Source organism: Ruegeria sp. AK4 (assembly GCF_056541025.1).
In genome coordinates, this window is sequence record NZ_JBQFXS010000007.1 from 114,322 (window position 1) to 129,031 (window position 14,710).

18 protein-coding genes are annotated in these 14,710 nt (G+C 62.5%); 8 read left to right on the plus strand and 10 right to left on the minus strand.

Translation table 11 applies throughout. The annotated features are described in order from the left end of the window. Window positions 1-12: 12 nt before the first annotated feature. The 3 genes from ACR0EZ_RS14405 to ACR0EZ_RS14415 all read left to right on the plus strand — a co-directional run bounded on the left by ACR0EZ_RS14405 (window position 13) and on the right by ACR0EZ_RS14415 (window position 1,285). Entirely contained in the window at window positions 13-228 is a 216-nt protein-coding gene (locus ACR0EZ_RS14405; protein ID WP_152456800.1) for a putative signal transducing protein, read from the plus strand. Continuing rightward, window positions 225-989 (plus strand): tRNA1(Val) (adenine(37)-N6)-methyltransferase, encoded by a 765-nt coding sequence (locus ACR0EZ_RS14410; RefSeq protein ID WP_480614147.1) that lies wholly within the window; start codon window positions 225-227, stop codon window positions 987-989. The genes ACR0EZ_RS14405 and ACR0EZ_RS14410 overlap by 4 nt, the downstream gene beginning before the upstream one ends. A 131-nt stretch (window positions 990-1,120) precedes the next feature. Beyond that, window positions 1,121-1,285: a YdcH family protein gene (locus ACR0EZ_RS14415; protein WP_480614149.1), complete on the plus strand. Its 165-nt coding sequence runs from the start codon at window positions 1,121-1,123 to the stop codon at window positions 1,283-1,285. Here ACR0EZ_RS14415 and yddG read toward each other — a convergent pair. From yddG to ACR0EZ_RS14460, 9 genes are all read right to left on the minus strand, one after another. After that, a complete protein-coding gene (gene yddG / locus ACR0EZ_RS14420; protein WP_480614151.1) occupies window positions 1,282-2,148 on the minus strand; it encodes an aromatic amino acid exporter YddG in 867 nt (288 codons plus the stop codon). The genes ACR0EZ_RS14415 and yddG overlap by 4 nt on opposite strands. A gap of 139 nt (window positions 2,149-2,287) precedes the next feature. Then, a complete protein-coding gene (gene phbB, locus ACR0EZ_RS14425; protein ID WP_480614153.1) occupies window positions 2,288-3,010 on the minus strand; it encodes an acetoacetyl-CoA reductase in 723 nt (240 codons plus the stop codon). A 188-nt stretch (window positions 3,011-3,198) separates the two neighbouring features. Continuing rightward, complete coding sequence (locus ACR0EZ_RS14430) at window positions 3,199-4,374, minus strand: acetyl-CoA C-acetyltransferase (protein ID WP_480614155.1); 1,176 nt, start codon at window positions 4,372-4,374, stop codon at window positions 3,199-3,201. Window positions 4,375-4,570: 196 nt separating this feature from the next. Continuing rightward, window positions 4,571-5,404 carry an EAL domain-containing protein gene (locus tag ACR0EZ_RS14435; RefSeq protein WP_480614157.1) on the minus strand — a complete coding sequence of 278 codons (834 nt, stop codon included), beginning with the start codon at window positions 5,402-5,404 and terminating at the stop codon, window positions 4,571-4,573. 116 nt (window positions 5,405-5,520) lie between these two features. Then, window positions 5,521-5,697 carry a hypothetical protein gene (locus ACR0EZ_RS14440; protein ID WP_480614159.1) on the minus strand — a complete coding sequence of 59 codons (177 nt, stop codon included), beginning with the start codon at window positions 5,695-5,697 and terminating at the stop codon, window positions 5,521-5,523. 91 nt (window positions 5,698-5,788) lie between these two features. After that, window positions 5,789-6,760: a sterol desaturase family protein gene (locus tag ACR0EZ_RS14445; RefSeq protein WP_480614161.1), complete on the minus strand. Its 972-nt coding sequence runs from the start codon at window positions 6,758-6,760 to the stop codon at window positions 5,789-5,791. After that, complete coding sequence (locus ACR0EZ_RS14450; protein WP_480614163.1) at window positions 6,757-7,143, minus strand: hypothetical protein; 387 nt, start codon at window positions 7,141-7,143, stop codon at window positions 6,757-6,759. The genes ACR0EZ_RS14445 and ACR0EZ_RS14450 overlap by 4 nt, the downstream gene beginning before the upstream one ends. A gap of 59 nt (window positions 7,144-7,202) precedes the next feature. Continuing rightward, window positions 7,203-7,532: a hypothetical protein gene (locus ACR0EZ_RS14455; protein ID WP_480614165.1), complete on the minus strand. Its 330-nt coding sequence runs from the start codon at window positions 7,530-7,532 to the stop codon at window positions 7,203-7,205. Window positions 7,533-7,625: 93 nt separating this feature from the next. Further along, entirely contained in the window at window positions 7,626-8,192 is a 567-nt protein-coding gene (locus ACR0EZ_RS14460; protein WP_480614167.1) for a TlpA disulfide reductase family protein, read from the minus strand. A 21-nt stretch (window positions 8,193-8,213) separates the two neighbouring features. Between ACR0EZ_RS14460 and argH the strand changes: the two genes are divergently transcribed. The 5 genes from argH to ACR0EZ_RS14485 all read left to right on the plus strand — a co-directional run bounded on the left by argH (window position 8,214) and on the right by ACR0EZ_RS14485 (window position 13,922). Continuing rightward, window positions 8,214-9,602 (plus strand): argininosuccinate lyase, encoded by a 1,389-nt coding sequence (argH, locus tag ACR0EZ_RS14465; RefSeq protein ID WP_480614169.1) that lies wholly within the window; start codon window positions 8,214-8,216, stop codon window positions 9,600-9,602. Further along, window positions 9,599-9,784 carry an argininosuccinate lyase gene (locus tag ACR0EZ_RS14470; protein WP_480614171.1) on the plus strand — a complete coding sequence of 62 codons (186 nt, stop codon included), beginning with the start codon at window positions 9,599-9,601 and terminating at the stop codon, window positions 9,782-9,784. Before argH ends, ACR0EZ_RS14470 begins: the two co-directional genes overlap by 4 nt. Before the next feature lie 86 nt (window positions 9,785-9,870). Beyond that, window positions 9,871-10,020 (plus strand): hypothetical protein, encoded by a 150-nt coding sequence (locus ACR0EZ_RS14475; RefSeq protein ID WP_480614173.1) that lies wholly within the window; start codon window positions 9,871-9,873, stop codon window positions 10,018-10,020. Window positions 10,021-10,084: 64 nt separating this feature from the next. Continuing rightward, entirely contained in the window at window positions 10,085-11,350 is a 1,266-nt protein-coding gene (gene lysA / locus ACR0EZ_RS14480) for a diaminopimelate decarboxylase (protein ID WP_480614175.1), read from the plus strand. 37 nt (window positions 11,351-11,387) lie between these two features. Next, entirely contained in the window at window positions 11,388-13,922 is a 2,535-nt protein-coding gene (locus ACR0EZ_RS14485; RefSeq protein WP_480614177.1) for a TIGR02302 family protein, read from the plus strand. Between the two features lie 16 nt (window positions 13,923-13,938). Here the strand turns inward: ACR0EZ_RS14485 and ACR0EZ_RS14490 are convergent, their stop codons facing one another. Beyond that, window positions 13,939-14,640 (minus strand): zinc-ribbon domain-containing protein, encoded by a 702-nt coding sequence (locus ACR0EZ_RS14490; protein ID WP_480614179.1) that lies wholly within the window; start codon window positions 14,638-14,640, stop codon window positions 13,939-13,941. Window positions 14,641-14,710 lie beyond the last annotated feature (70 nt).

The window sequence follows — 14,710 nt, forward strand, 5'->3', positions numbered from 1 at the left end:
ACATCCATCCCCATGAAAGAACTTTTGCGCAGCACCGATCCGACAATCCTGGCCTTTGCATCCGCTCTTCTTGAAGGCGAGGATATAGACTGCTTTCAGATGGACGTAAATATGAGCATCCTCGAAGGCGGCATCGGAATCTTCCCCCGCCGCCTGATGGTCCGGTCCGAGGACCTGACCCGCGCAGAACGCGTGATGCGCGACAACGAGATTCCATTGGGGCGATGAACCGGTTTCCGGACAGCGATCTGACCTGCAACGACTTTCTGGGCGGGCGCGTTCGGTTGTGGCAACCTGTCACAGGATACCGCGCCGGGGTCGATCCTGTGTTTCTGGCCGCATCGGTCCCTGCGACTTCGGGGCAGCACGTGCTGGAACTGGGCTGCGGGGCAGGGCCTGCGATTCTGTGCCTTGCCGCGCGGGTTCCGGGCCTGCGGCTATCGGGGGTTGAGTTGCAGCCCGCCTATGCCGATCTGGCGCGGCGGAATGCCAGTGAAAACAACGTGGACCTTGAGGTTGTGCAGGCCGATCTGACCGCACTGCCGACCGATCTGAAACAACGCCAGTTCGATCACGTCATCGCCAACCCGCCCTATTACCGCGCCGGCGCACACAGCCCAGCCGAAGACAAGGGGCGCAGCATTGCGTTGGGCGAACAGACCGCGTTAGCGGACTGGATCGACGTGGCAGCCAAGCGCCTTGGGCCGCGCGGATATCTGCACATGATCCAAAAGGCTGATCGCCTGCCGGATATGCTTTCGGCCTGCGACCAAAGGCTGGGATCGGTCGAGATACTGCCCCTGAGCGCCCGAACGGGCCGCGCGGCCGAGCTGGTGATCCTGCGCGCACGCAAAGGCGGGCGTACGGCATTTCGCCTGCATGCGCCGCTCATTTTACATCGGGGCGACCGGCACGAACGGGATGGCGACAGCTATACGCCCGAGGTGTCGCTGGTGCTGCGCGACGGGGCCGCGCTGCCGGGGTTTTAGCGTTCATCGGCAATGACCAGCCGAAATTGTCGGATTTATGACAGATTCTGTGCGTCTGCGGCGTGACAGACTGGAAACGATATGATCAACTTCTTACGTAACACTCAGAAACAGACAGAAGGAGGATCGCCATGAGCGTGAGCGCACATCTGACCGAACTGAAGAAAAAGCACGAAAGTCTCGGTCTTGAGGTAGAAGAAGCCCAACGCTCTCCAGGCATCGATGATCTCCATATCGCTCAACTCAAAAAGCAAAAACTGAAGCTGAAAGAAGAAATCGAACGCCTGTCCAGTTAACGAGTCAGGCTGGCGCGCGCCGCAAGGGCGGCCCCGCCGGTGATCAGCAGGGCCGCGATCGCCAGAACCCATGACGGCATGGCGATCCCGGCTACAACCAGAACAAGGGTAGACAACAGCGGTGCCGCATAGGAACTGGTGCCGAGCATCTGGATGTCGCCCTGTTTGACCCCAATATCCCACAAATAAAACGCCAGTCCAACGGGCCCCAGCCCCAGCGCAAGCGTGGACGCCCAGCTGAGCGCGGTGTCGGGAAAGACCGTTTCCTCCAGCCCGAAATGCAGCAGCCATGAGGCAATGGCCGTCAGCACACAGAACACCGCGACCGAGCTTGTCGGTGTCTCGCCCAGCCGCCGGGACTGGACGGAATAGCCCGACCATGTGACCGCACAGAGCAGCGCCAGCGCATAGCCCGGCAGGTGGTCGATCTGGAACCCGGCGCTGCCGCCGCCGGTGATGATCAGCGCCGCCCCTGCAAACCCCAGGCTGGCCCCGATCAGATGGCCGGGGCGCAGCTGCTCTCCCGGCAGCAGGCCGGAAAACAGCACGATCAAAAGGGGCCAGAGATAGGCGATCAGACCGGCCTCGGCGGCGGGAGCCATGCGCAGGGCCGAGAAATACAGCGCGTGATAGCCGAACAGACCGACCGTTCCGAACGCATAGACCTTCCAGCTGACCGCGCGCAGCTGCCCCAAACCGCCGGTTTGCCATGTCCAGATCAGACCCAGCGTGCCGCCGATGCTGAAGCAGATCGCGTTCAGCAGCAACGGCGGGGTCGGGGCCGAGCCGACCGTAAACAGGGCCAGCAGCGACCAGAGAAGAACGGCAATAAATCCGATGGCGGTGGCGCGGTTTCTGGTCATGGGGTGAAAGGCCTGCTGGGATCGATTCGACTCTGACAGCCGTATACGCTGACTTTTCCGGCCTGTCACAAACCCTGTGTGGCGGCACGCAAAAAGGCCGGCCCAATTGGACCGGCCCCATTTGTGTCTGCACCAGGGATCAGGAGAAGAACTGCGCCCCGTTGGCCGAAATGGTCGAGCCGTTGATGAACTGAGAATCGTCCGACGCCAGGAAGGTCACGCAGCGCGCAATCTCATCCGCTTCGCCAAGGCGGCCTGCGGGGATCTGGCCGATGATGGCTTCCCGGACCTTTTCCGGCACCGCCATCACCATCTCGGTGGCGATGTAGCCCGGGCAGATCGCGTTGGCTGTGATTCCGGCCCGCGCGCCTTCCTGCGCCAGCGATTTGATGATGCCCAGATCACCGGCTTTGGTGGCGGCATAGTTGACCTGCGCGAACTGGCCCTTTTGCCCGTTGATCGAACTGATGACGATCACGCGGCCGAACTTGCGCTCGCGCATACCGGGCCAGACCGGGTGAACCGTGTTGAACACGCCGGTCAGGTTGGTGTCGATCACCTGCTGCCACTGTTCCGGGGTCATCTTGTGGAACGGCGCGTCGCGGGTGATGCCTGCATTGGCCACCACCACGTCAATCGGGCCGACCTCGGCCTCGACCTTTTCGATGCCCGCTTTGGATTCACCGTAATCGGCGACGTTCCATTTATAGGTGTTGATGCCGGTTTCTTCGCTGAACTTCGCGGCGGCTTCGTCATTGCCTGCATAGGTGGCCGCAACATTGTACCCTTCGGCCTTGAGCGCCTTGGAAATTGCTGCGCCGATGCCGCGAGAACCGCCGGTAACGAGTGCTGTACGTGCCATTTAGGAATCCTCCAATTTTAGTCGTCTTGGTAATGCTGTTACTTTGAGAGGTGATCGTGCGCAATATTGTTTCGTCATGAATTTTGAGATTTCCGCGTGGCAATATCGTCGCATCTGTTGGGGTAGCGCCCCAATGTAACAAAAAAGGGCGCCCGCGGACGCCCTTTTCTATTTGCTTGTCAGAGCACTTAGTCGCGCTCCACGCACAGGGCGACGCCCATGCCGCCGCCGATGCACAGGGTCGCCAGACCCTTTTTCGCGTCGCGGCGCTTCATTTCGAACAGCAGCGTGTTCAGGACGCGGCAGCCCGAGGCACCGATCGGGTGGCCGATGGCGATGGCGCCACCGTTCACGTTCACGATCGACGGGTCCCAGCCCATGTCCTTGTTCACGGCGCAGGCCTGCGCGGCAAAGGCTTCGTTGGCCTCGACCAGATCCAGATCGTCAACCGACCAGCCCGCTTTTTCCAGCGCCTTGCGCGAGGCGTAGATCGGACCGACGCCCATGATCGACGGGTCCAGACCGGCGGTGGCGTAAGATGCGATACGGGCCAGCGGTTCGATTCCGCGCTTCTCGGCGTTCTCGGCCGACATCAGCAGGGTCGCCGCCGCGCCGTCATTCAGGCCCGAGGCGTTTGCCGCCGTGACCGAGCCGTCCTTGGTGAAGGCGGGGCGCAGCTTGGCCATTGCCTCCATCGTTGCGCCGTGGCGGATGTATTCGTCGCTGTCCATCACGATATCGCCCTTGCGGGTCTTGATGGTGAAAGGCACGATTTCATCGGCGAATTTGCCGGCCTTTTGCGCGGCTTCCGCCTTGTTCTGGCTGGCGACGGCAAACTCGTCCTGCATGTCGCGGCTGATCTGCCATTTCTCGGCGACGTTTTCCGCGGTCTGACCCATGTGATAGCCGTTGAACGCATCCCACAGACCGTCGCGGATCATCGTGTCGATATATTTCATGTCGCCCATTTTCTGACCGGCGCGCAGAGCGGCGGCGTGGGGCGACAGGGTCATGTTTTCCTGACCACCGGCGGCGACAATCTCGGCATCACCCAGTTGGATGTGCTGGGCACCCAGCGCCACGGCACGCAGGCCCGAGCCGCAAACCTGGTTGATGCCCCAGGCCGCGCTTTCCTGTGGCAGGCCGGCGTTGATATGGGCCTGACGTGCAGGGTTCTGACCCTGAGCCGCGGTCAGAACCTGACCCATGATGGTTTCACTTACTTCGCCTTTGTCGACACCGGCGCGTTCGACCACTGCTTCCAGGACGGCAGCGCCCAGATCATGTGCAGGGGTGTTCGCAAACGAGCCGCCAAAACTGCCGACACCGGTGCGTGCGGCGGATGCGATAACTACGTTGGTCATATAATCAGTCCTTTACCGTCATGGTCCTGTGGGAAATCTGACGGCACCGGCAGCAGAATGCAATCCCGCCGATAACAAGAGCGCCTGGCGATCCCCCGCTCCAGCACCACCTGCCTTAACGTAATGCTGCAATTGCAGCAACGGACAGCTTGTCTCATGACGCAGGCGGGCAAGAACTTGCGACCGAAACGCCCGGCTAAGCCCTTGCCTGAGCGTTCTTTTCATCGCGCCACGGTTGGCTGACGGTTGGCGCACCGAACAGGAAGCCCTGCAGGCAGTCGACGCCGCTGGCGACAAGAAACTCTGCATCCTGCCTTGTTTCGACCGATTCGGCGGTCACCAGAATCTCGAATTCGCGAGCCACGGCGATCAGGGCGCGGACCAGGGCCTGATTGTCCGGATTGGTGCTGACGCCCCGCACGAACTGGCCGTCAATCTTGGCGGCGTCGAACAGAAACTCGCGGAAATGGCGGAAACTGAAATTGCTGGCCCCGAAATCGTCCAGCGCAAAGGCGATCCCCCGGTCTTGCAGACGGTCCATGAAATCGACCACCAGTTCGGGCACCTGCATGGCCGAATCCTCGGAGATTTCAAGGATCAGCCGGTCGCCCAACCCGGGCTCTTTTTTCAGAAACCGGTCCAGAACACGGGACCAGCGGGCATAGCCGATGGACCGCGCGGACATGTTGATCGACAGCCGGATGCCGGGGTTCCGGATCAGCGTCCGCAGGCCCAGTTCCAGCGCGACACAATCCAGTTCGCGCCCGATGGGGGTGTTTTCCACCTGCGGCATGAACTCGCGCGCAGGGATCACCCGGCCGGTCTCGTCCAGCACCCGGATGAACCCTTCATAGAAGGCTACGCCATACGGGTCCTGCGCCTGCACCACCGGCTGAAAGGCCAGTTTGCATTGCTTGTGCTTCACCGCTTCGGTCGCCATCTGCAAAACCGAGCGGTCCCGGCTGGACAGGGCCGAGTTTAGGGGGCTTTCGGACCCTTCAGGAATGTCCGCGCGTGTCTTCTGCCGCATGATTGCCAGTGTCCGGTCTGTTGCCGATCAGGGGTTCGGCCACAGTTTCACGGCAAATGTATGAATCCGCAGTTAAAGACGGGGGAAAAACATCCGATTGGAGGCTGGCAAGCCAGTCAGGCGCGGGCCAGAGAGGCCGCCGCGCCGATCACAGCCCCGAACAGGCCGATGATCATCATCACGAAACCCAGTGCCAGAAAGACGGGGCTTGGGCTGGTGCTCAGCGCTGCGAGCATCGCCATTGCAAGACCCACAAGCCCGATCGCGGTTGCAGTTGTTGTCACGCGGGTCATGTTGGTCTCCGATCACTCGCACATCAAATACCTGCTCGATATGGACTGGCCCGGCGTGATTTCAAACTGATACGCGGATTTCCGCCGGAATTCAGGCGCGTTCTGCCTGCGTATTGGGCGCGTTTTCGGTGAATCGCTCGAATCCGGGCGTTCCGCGATCCTCCGGATGGCGGGCGATGTGCTTGGCTTTGATCTGGTCCGAGCTGTCCCGGCTGCCATCATGGCTGTAACCCGGCGGTGCAAAGCAATAGGCCAGTCGCTGGCGCAGGCTCAGCCCCGGCTGGGTCGCATCGCGCCAGATGCCGACCCATTCATGGAAAGCCACGCGCAGCGGGTTGAAAGTGCCGATATTGTGGACCAGCCCGTAATCGACCCTGTCATCCTCTTGTTCCGGTACAAAAGTGCCGAACAGCTTGTCCCAGATGATGAAAACGCCTGCGTAGTTGCAATCCAGATAGCGCGCGTTGCGACCGTGATGGGCGCGGTGGTGGCTGGGCGTGTTCATCACCGCCTCGAACCAGCGGGGCATCTTGCCGATGGCCTCGGTATGGATCCAGAACTGGTAGATCAGGTTCAGCCCGCCGACGAACAGCACCATCGCCGGATGGAACCCCAGCAGGATCAATGGCGCGCGCACCACCATCATGAAGGTGAACGTATAGGTCCAGGTCTGCCGCAGCGCCGTGGTCAGGTTGTAATGCTGCGAGCTGTGGTGGTTCACATGGCTGGCCCAGACCCAGCGGATGCGGTGGCCGAACCGGTGCACCCAGTAATAACGGAAATCGTCCAGCACAAAGCACAGGATGATTACCGGGATCGAGGTGCCCAGATTCAGCGGCGTGATCTGCCACAGCCACATGAAGAACGCATAGGCGATGAAGCCCAGCAGAAACCCGGACGCAATGTTGCCCGCGCCCATGATCAAAGACGTCACGGCGTCCCGCGTCTCATACCGGCCACCTTTGCCTTTGACGGCGATCCAGAAAAACTCGGCCAGAATCGCGGCGATGAAGAATGGCACGGCCCATTGCACGGCGTCGGGAAAGGTAATCTGATCAGTCATTCCGGGTCCATCAGGTTCCGCCAGTGCTGGCGTTCAATGTCGTCCAGGCGGATGAGGGTGCGGGGGGTGGCGAAGTCGTGAAACTGAAACTCGAACCCGTCGGGCTGTTCGATCCAGTCGAAATCCTGCAGGTGCCGCGCCACGGTGTCGGCCCCGAAAGCCCACAACAGGCCCGGACCGGTCGCCGTACGAACCAGCGCCGCATGGCCGTCCTGCGACACCGTGACATCGATCACCACATCCTCGGGAAAATGGCGCTGCCAATCCGCCCGCGCCGTCTCGTGCGTCAGGATGCGCAGTTCGGACTTTCCGGTCAGGTGCAACAGCAGGGTTATTCCGGCAATGCCTGCGACCACCAGAATTAGCAGAATTTCAAGCGGCATTCCGTCCTCCCCGCGTCAGAGTGCAGAGCGGGCCGGAACCTGTCAAAGGTGGCGTTGCGTCAAGTGGCGTCGGGACGGTCGAGGATTTCGTGCTGCACCACCCGTTCGACAAACGGCACCAGACCATCCGGCCCCGAGGCCCGGTCCTTGAGGTGCATGCAGATATCGGGGCGGCGGGCGGCGATGATGCCGACCATCTCGCCGCGCACGGTGTCGTCCAGACCGGCCCCCATGATGGCGCAGGCGATCCGGGGTTCGGCGTCCAGTTGCCTGCGAACCTCATCGGTGTCATGTGCGCCGAGCCACTGGATTGGCAAATGATCGAGCTGTTGCGCTGCATCGCCGATCACGTTTGGCAGCTTTCCGATCAGCAGAACCACCGGTTTCATCGCTGTCTCCCTTCCCGCAGATCAAGAAACGAAAAACCGGCCCAAAGGGGCCGGGTCCAGTCTAACACAAAAGCGCAGAAGACGCGCGGGCCGTCAGCTTTCGCCGCCCACAAGCGCCCCGACAATCGCTTTGGCGCTGTCCGAATTCCACTCGGCATCGCCGATCAGGCGGGCGATTTCCTGACCTTCGGGGTTCAGAATGACGGTGATCGGCAGGGCGATGACACCAAATTCGCGCGCCGCGGCCGAGCTTGGGTCCTGATGGCGGGGCAGGTTCTCGATGCCGTTGTCGCCGAAGAATTTCTTGATCCCGGCGGGCGTGTTGCGCCCGGTGGCCAGCGTCAGGACCTGAAACTTGTCGCCGCCGAACTCCTCCTGCAACTCGGCGATCTGCGGCATTTCCTTGCGGCAGGGGGCGCACCATGTGGCCCAGAAGTTCAGCAGCACGTATTTGCCGGCGTAATCGTCAAGCGTGCCGGTGCCGCCGTCATCTTCAAGCTGAAACTCGATGGTTTTGGCGGGTTTCGGTTCTTTATGCAGGATCAGCCGCTTCAGGCTGTCCTCGCGCAGCGGGGCCAGAGTTTCGGCATCGGTCGCCAAGGCGGCGTTTGCACCCAGCGCAAGGGCCATATAAAGGGGGATCAGACGTAACAGGCGCATATCAACTCCGGGTTTTCTTACATGACCGATCAATCCTCGAACCAGATGTGGGGCGGCCGCTTTGCCGCCGGTCCAGACGCGATCATGGAGGCGATCAACGCCTCGATCGGGTTCGATCAGCGGATGGCAGCCCAGGACATCGCAGGCTCGCGCGCCCATGCCGCCATGCTGGCGGCCACAGGCGTTATTACTGATAATGACGCGCAGGCCATTCGGAAAGGGCTGCTCACCGTTTTGTCAGAAATCCAGAGCGGGGAATTTCAGTTCTCGACCGCGCTGGAAGACATTCACATGAATGTCGAGGCGCGGCTGAAAGAGGTGATCGGAGAGCCGGCGGGCCGTCTGCACACCGGGCGTTCGCGCAACGATCAGGTGGCGACCGATTTCAAACTCTGGGTCCGTGATCAGCTGGACGCGGCGGAAACCGGCCTGCTGGCCCTGATCCGTGCGCTTTTGGCGCAGGCTGAGGCCGGGGCGGATTGGGTGATGCCTGGCTTTACCCATCTGCAAACCGCGCAGCCGGTGACATGGGGCCATCACATGATGGCCTATGTCGAGATGTTTGGCCGCGATCTGTCCCGTGTCCGCGACGCCCGCGCCCGGATGAACGAATCCCCGCTGGGGGCGGCGGCTCTGGCCGGGACGTCCTTTCCCATCGACCGGGACATGACGGCGGAAGCCCTGGGCTTTGACCGCCCCGCCGCGAACTCGCTGGATGCCGTTAGTGACCGGGATTTCGCGCTGGAATTCCTGTCCACCGCCTCGATCTGCGCCGTGCACCTGTCGCGCTTTGCCGAAGAACTGGTGATCTGGTCCTCGGCCCAGTTCCGTTTTGTGACCTTGTCGGACCGGTTCTCGACCGGCTCGTCGATCATGCCGCAGAAGAAGAACCCCGACGCCGCAGAACTGATCCGCGCCAAGGTGGGGCGTATCTATGGGGCCAACACGGCGCTGATGATAGTGATGAAGGGCCTGCCGCTGGCCTATTCCAAGGACATGCAGGAAGACAAGGAACAGGTCTTTGACGCCGCCGACAACTGGATGCTGGCGCTGGCGGCGATGGAGGGCATGGTCAAGGACATGACCGCCAACCGCGACAGCCTTGCCGCCGCTGCGGGCTCGGGCTTTTCCACCGCGACCGATCTGGCCGACTGGCTGGTGCGGGTGCTGGGCCTGCCCTTCCGCGATGCACATCACGTCACCGGATCGCTGGTCGCGATGGCCGAGGCCAAGGGCTGCGACTTGCCCGACCTGACGCTCGAGGATATGCAATCGGTCCATGCCGACATCACCGACGACGTCTATTCTGTCCTTACCGTGGAAAATTCGGTAAACTCGCGCCAGTCTTACGGCGGCACGGCACCGGATCAGGTGCGCGCCCAGATCGAGAGATGGAAGGCGAAGATATGAGGGCTGTTTTGCGTGTGATCCTGTTCCTGTCCGCTGGCCTCGTGCTGGCGAGCTGCGGCGCGGATGGCGAGCCGGTTCAGCCGACCGCCAGCGCAAGTGTCGGCGTCGGCAGCAGCGGCACCTATGTCGGCGGCGGCGTTGGACTGCGGCGCGGTGGGTTCGGCATCTATCTTGGCGTGTAACAAAAAGCGATTGCATTTCAATGCAGTCGCGCCCATGTGAAGGGCATGACCGGCCCTGCGCCGAAGCCAGTGAAAAGACGAACGCAATGAGACTAATTGGCCTGATCCTGTCCCTCGCTATCCTTGCGGCCTGCGAGCCGACCAGCAGCCCACGCCCCGAACCCGCGCCCCAAGCCAGCGGCACGGGCATTTCGATCTCGGGCTATGGCCGGGTTGGCGTGTCCACCAGAAAGTGATGCGGGCCTAGCCTTGTGTCGAATCCATTGATCCACGGGGCGTTTTTGGTCTAAGCGCGCTGTCATGGATCACTTTCTCTACCGCGACGGCGCGCTGTACGCCGAGGATGTCCCGATTGCCGAGATCGCTGCCGCGGTCGGAACCCCGTTTTATGTCTACTCGACAGCGACGCTGCTGCGGCATTTCAAGCTGTTCGATGATGCGCTGGACGGCATGGATCACCTTGTCTGCTATGCGATGAAGGCGGCCAGCAATCAGGCGATTCTGAAAACGCTGGCACAGGCGGGCGCGGGGATGGATGTGGTCTCGGGCGGGGAATACCTGCGGGCCAAAGCGGCGGGGGTTCCGGGCGACAGGATCGTGTTCTCGGGCGTCGGCAAAACGGCGGATGAAATTCGCACCGCGCTGAGCGGCGGTATCCGCCAGTTCAACGTCGAATCCGAGCCCGAGATGGAAGTGATCAACGCCATCGCGCTGGAACTGGGCGTGATCGCGCCGATCACCGTGCGGGTGAACCCGGATGTGGACGCCAAGACCCACGCCAAGATCGCCACCGGTAAGTCGGAAAACAAGTTCGGCATCCCCATCGCCCGCGCGTCCGAGGTCTATGCCCACGCCGCCAGCCTGCCGGGGCTAGAGGTGATCGGGATCGACGTTCATATCGGCTCGCAACTGACCGAGTTGGAGCCGTTCGAACTGGCCTACACCAAGGTCGCCGAACTGACGGAACAATTGCGGGCCGAGGGGCATGATATCCGCCGCCTCGATCTGGGCGGGGGTCTGGGCATTCCCTATACCCGCGCCAATGACGCGCCGCCGCTGCCGGTGGAATATGGCGCGCTGATCCAGAAAACGCTGGGCCATCTGGACTGCGAGATTGAAATCGAACCCGGCCGCCTGATCGCGGGCAATGCGGGCCTGATGGTCAGCAAGGTGATCTATGTGAAATCGGGCGAGGGTCGCGATTTCCTGATCCTCGACGGGGCCATGAACGATCTGATCCGCCCGGCCATGTACGAGGCGCATCACGATATCGTTGCCGTGCAGGAACCCGCGCCAGGCGTGGAACAGCAACCCTATGACATCGTGGGGCCGGTGTGCGAATCCGGCGATACCTTTGCGAAAGAACGCAACATGCCGCCGCTGGGCGCTGGTGATCTGGTCGCCTTCCGCAGTGCCGGGGCCTATGGCGCAGTGATGTCCAGCGAATACAACACCCGGCCCCTGATCCCCGAGGTTCTGGTACATGGCGATCAATTTGCAGTCATTCGTGAACGGCCAAGCTTTGACGAAATCATAAACCGCGATACCATACCCTCGTGGCTCTGACGCGATAGGCGCGCAGGCCCGATCCCGGAGGCCCGCCTTGCGCGACAAATCGAACCTGCCGATCCCAAGACTGTCCCTGTGGCTGACCCATGGGGGCATGCTGGCCGAGCAGGTTTTGCGAGCATTCTGGCCGTTTTTCTCGGTTCTGATGGTGCTTTTGGCCGCTTTGATGATGGGCCTGCATGATCACATCGCTGTCGAGATGGTCTGGGGCATCGGTGTCGCCGCGATAGTCGCGCTGATTGTCGCGGCTGTTGTCGGGGTCAGGCGATTCCATTTCCCGTCCCGTTTGGCGGCGCTGGCGCGGTTAGACGAAACGCTTCCGGGCAGGCCGATTCAGGCGCTGATGGACGATCAGGCCATCGGCGCGACGGATGCGGATTCGGTGGCGCTGTGGCAGGCGCATAAACACCGCATGGCACAGCGCGCGGCGGGGGCCGGTGCGGTCAAGCCCGACCTGCGGCTGGCCTCGCGCGATCCCTTTGCCCTGCGCTATGCGGCGCTTCTGGCGTTGGTTGTTGCGGCCCTGTTCGGGTCGTTCTGGCGGATCGGTTCCGTGGCTGAAATGACGCCGGGATCGGCAGCCGCCGGGCAGGGACCGACATGGGAAGGCTGGGTGGAACCGCCCCGCTATACCGGTTTGCCCACGCTCTATCTGGCGGATCAGTCCGACCCGGACCTGTCCATTCCCAAGGGCAGCCGCATCACGCTGCGGTTTTACGGTGAGGTCGGTGCCCATACCCTGACCGAAACAACCTCGGCCACCGGGGCCGAGGCGGTGACGGACCCGGAACAGGATTTCGTGGCGGACCGGTCCGGGCAGCTGCGCATTGAAGGCCCCGCAGGCCGGGACTGGGCGCTGAATATCATTGCCGATGCAACCCCACGGATCGCCGTGGATGGCCGGGCCGAGGCCGAGGCGGGCGGTCAGATGAAACTGCCCTTTGCCGCCAGTGATGATTATGGCGTGGTGTCCGGTTCGGCCCGGATCGAACTGGATCTGGCGGCGGTGGACCGCCGCTATGGCCTGACATCGGACCCCGAACCGCGCGAGGTGATCGAGGTTCAGTTGCCGATGCCGATCACCGGCGATCGCGCGGATTTCACCGAAGACCTGATCGAAGATTTCTCAGAACATCCATGGGCGCATCTGCCGGTCAAAATCACGCTGATGGCGCGAGATGCCGCCGATCAGGTGGCGGAATCCGAAGCCTATGCCACCGCCTTGCCCGCCCGCCGGTTCTTTGATCCGCTGGCGGCGGCGGTGATCGAACAGCGGCGCGACCTGCTGTGGTCCCGCACCAACGCACCGCGCGTGTCGCAGGTGCTGCGGGCCGTGTCCCACCGCCCCGAAGACGTGTTCCGCTCGGACACGGCCTATCTCCGCCTGCGCGTCACCCTGCGCCGGTTAGAGACATTCACCGAATTCGGTCTGAAATCCGAACAGCAGGAAGAGATCGCGCAGGCGTTGTGGGATCTGGCCGTGCTGATCGAGGAAGGCACGCTGGCCGATGCGCTGGAACGGATGCGCCGGGCGCAGGAGCGTTTGACCGAGGCGATGCAGAACGGCGCCAGCGATGAAGAGATCGCCGAGCTGATGCAGGAACTGCGCGAGGCCACGCAGGATTATCTGCGGCAATTGCAGCGTCTGGCGCAGGAAAACGGCGAGGGTCAACAGAACCAGCAGGGCCAGAACGGCGAGACCATGCAGATGACGCAGGACGACCTGCAGCGCATGATGGACCGCATTCAGGAACTGATGGAACAGGGCCGCATGGCCGAGGCGCAGCAGGCGCTGGAAGAGTTCCAGCAGATGATGGAGAACATGCGCGTCACCCAGGGCCAGGGTCAGGGTGGTCAGTCCGAAGGCCAGCAGGCGATGGAAGGGCTGGCGGAAACGCTGCGCGAACAGCAAGGCCTCAGCGATCAGGCGTTCCGGGACCTGCAGGAGCAGTTCAACCCCGGCGCGCAGGCGGGCGACAGTCAGGGCAACGAAGGTCAAAGCGGCGGTCAGGGCCGCGGTCAGAGCCATGATGGTCAGGGGCAGGGCTCGGACCAGCCGGGCGATGGGCAGTCGGGCCAGCCCTCGTTGGCGGACCGGCAGCAGGCCCTGCGTGACGAGTTGAACCGGCAGCAACAGGGCCTGCCGGGGGGCGGCACGCCCGAAGGCGAAGCCGCGCGGGAAGCGCTGGATCGCGCCGGACGCGCGATGGAGGGGGCCGAGGAGGCGCTGCGCAGCGACGATCTGGCCGAGGCCATCGACCGCCAGTCCGAAGCAATGGAAGCGCTGCGGGAAGGCATGCGGTCGCTTGGCGAGGCAATGGCCCAGAACCAGCAGAACCAGCCGGGACAGGGCACGCAAGACGGCGATATGCAGGCCAATAACCGGGACCCGCTGGGGCGGAATCCCGGCGCAACCGGGTCGATCTCAACCGATGAAAACCTGTTGCAGGGCGAAGACGTCTATCGCCGCGCGCGCGAGCTTCTGGATGAAATCCGCCGCCGGACTGGTGAATCCGACCGGCCCAGGATCGAGCTGGAATACCTCAAGCGTCTGCTGGAACGGTTCTGACCCCGGATTTGAGGCCTTACTGCGCGCCGGACCCGGCCTGCGCCTCGAGCCAGAGGCGCGCCTGATCCACCAGTGACACGTAAGAATTCAGCACCGGATCGGCCTGCGGCACGGCTTCGCTGATCTGCTGGGCGTTGCCGTAGATCAGGTACAGAACCACGCCGATAATCAGGATCAGGGCAAACCCGCGCAGAAACCCGCCGGATTTGCGGGCAGGTTGTTCCGCCGCCGTGGCACCGTCATCGCTGAGCAGGCTGGAATTGATCGCCTCGACATCCGGCAAGTCGTCCTTTTGACCGGCATCCTCGGCGGTCTCGGACAGGGCCGGGCGCTTGGGTTCAACCGGCTCGGGCGGGGTGTCCAGCGCCAGATCGGGCTGGGTTTCCAGCGGCTCGCCTTCCTGCGCGCGCAACTCGGCCTCGCGCGCGGCCTCTTCCTGCAGGATATTGGCGACAGCCGGATCGACATTGCCATTCGAAGCGGCTGCGGGTTTTTCCGGCTCTGTCGGCGCGGCTTCTGCGGCCTCATCAACCTGTGGTTCTTCGGCAGGGACGTCAGCTTCGGGCGTTTCTTCCGCTGCAGGGGCCGGTTCAGCCGGATACTTGGCCTGAAACCAGGTCTGATCGCAATTGGAACACTGAACGTCGCGGCCTTCTTCCGGGATGACCTCGTCCGGGACCTCATATTGGGCACTGCAATTCGGACATGTTAAACGCATGCTGCCTCCCCGGCCGAACGAAATAGTCGGCACGATAGTTGTTTTTTCAGGAATGATATTCCGTTAAGAC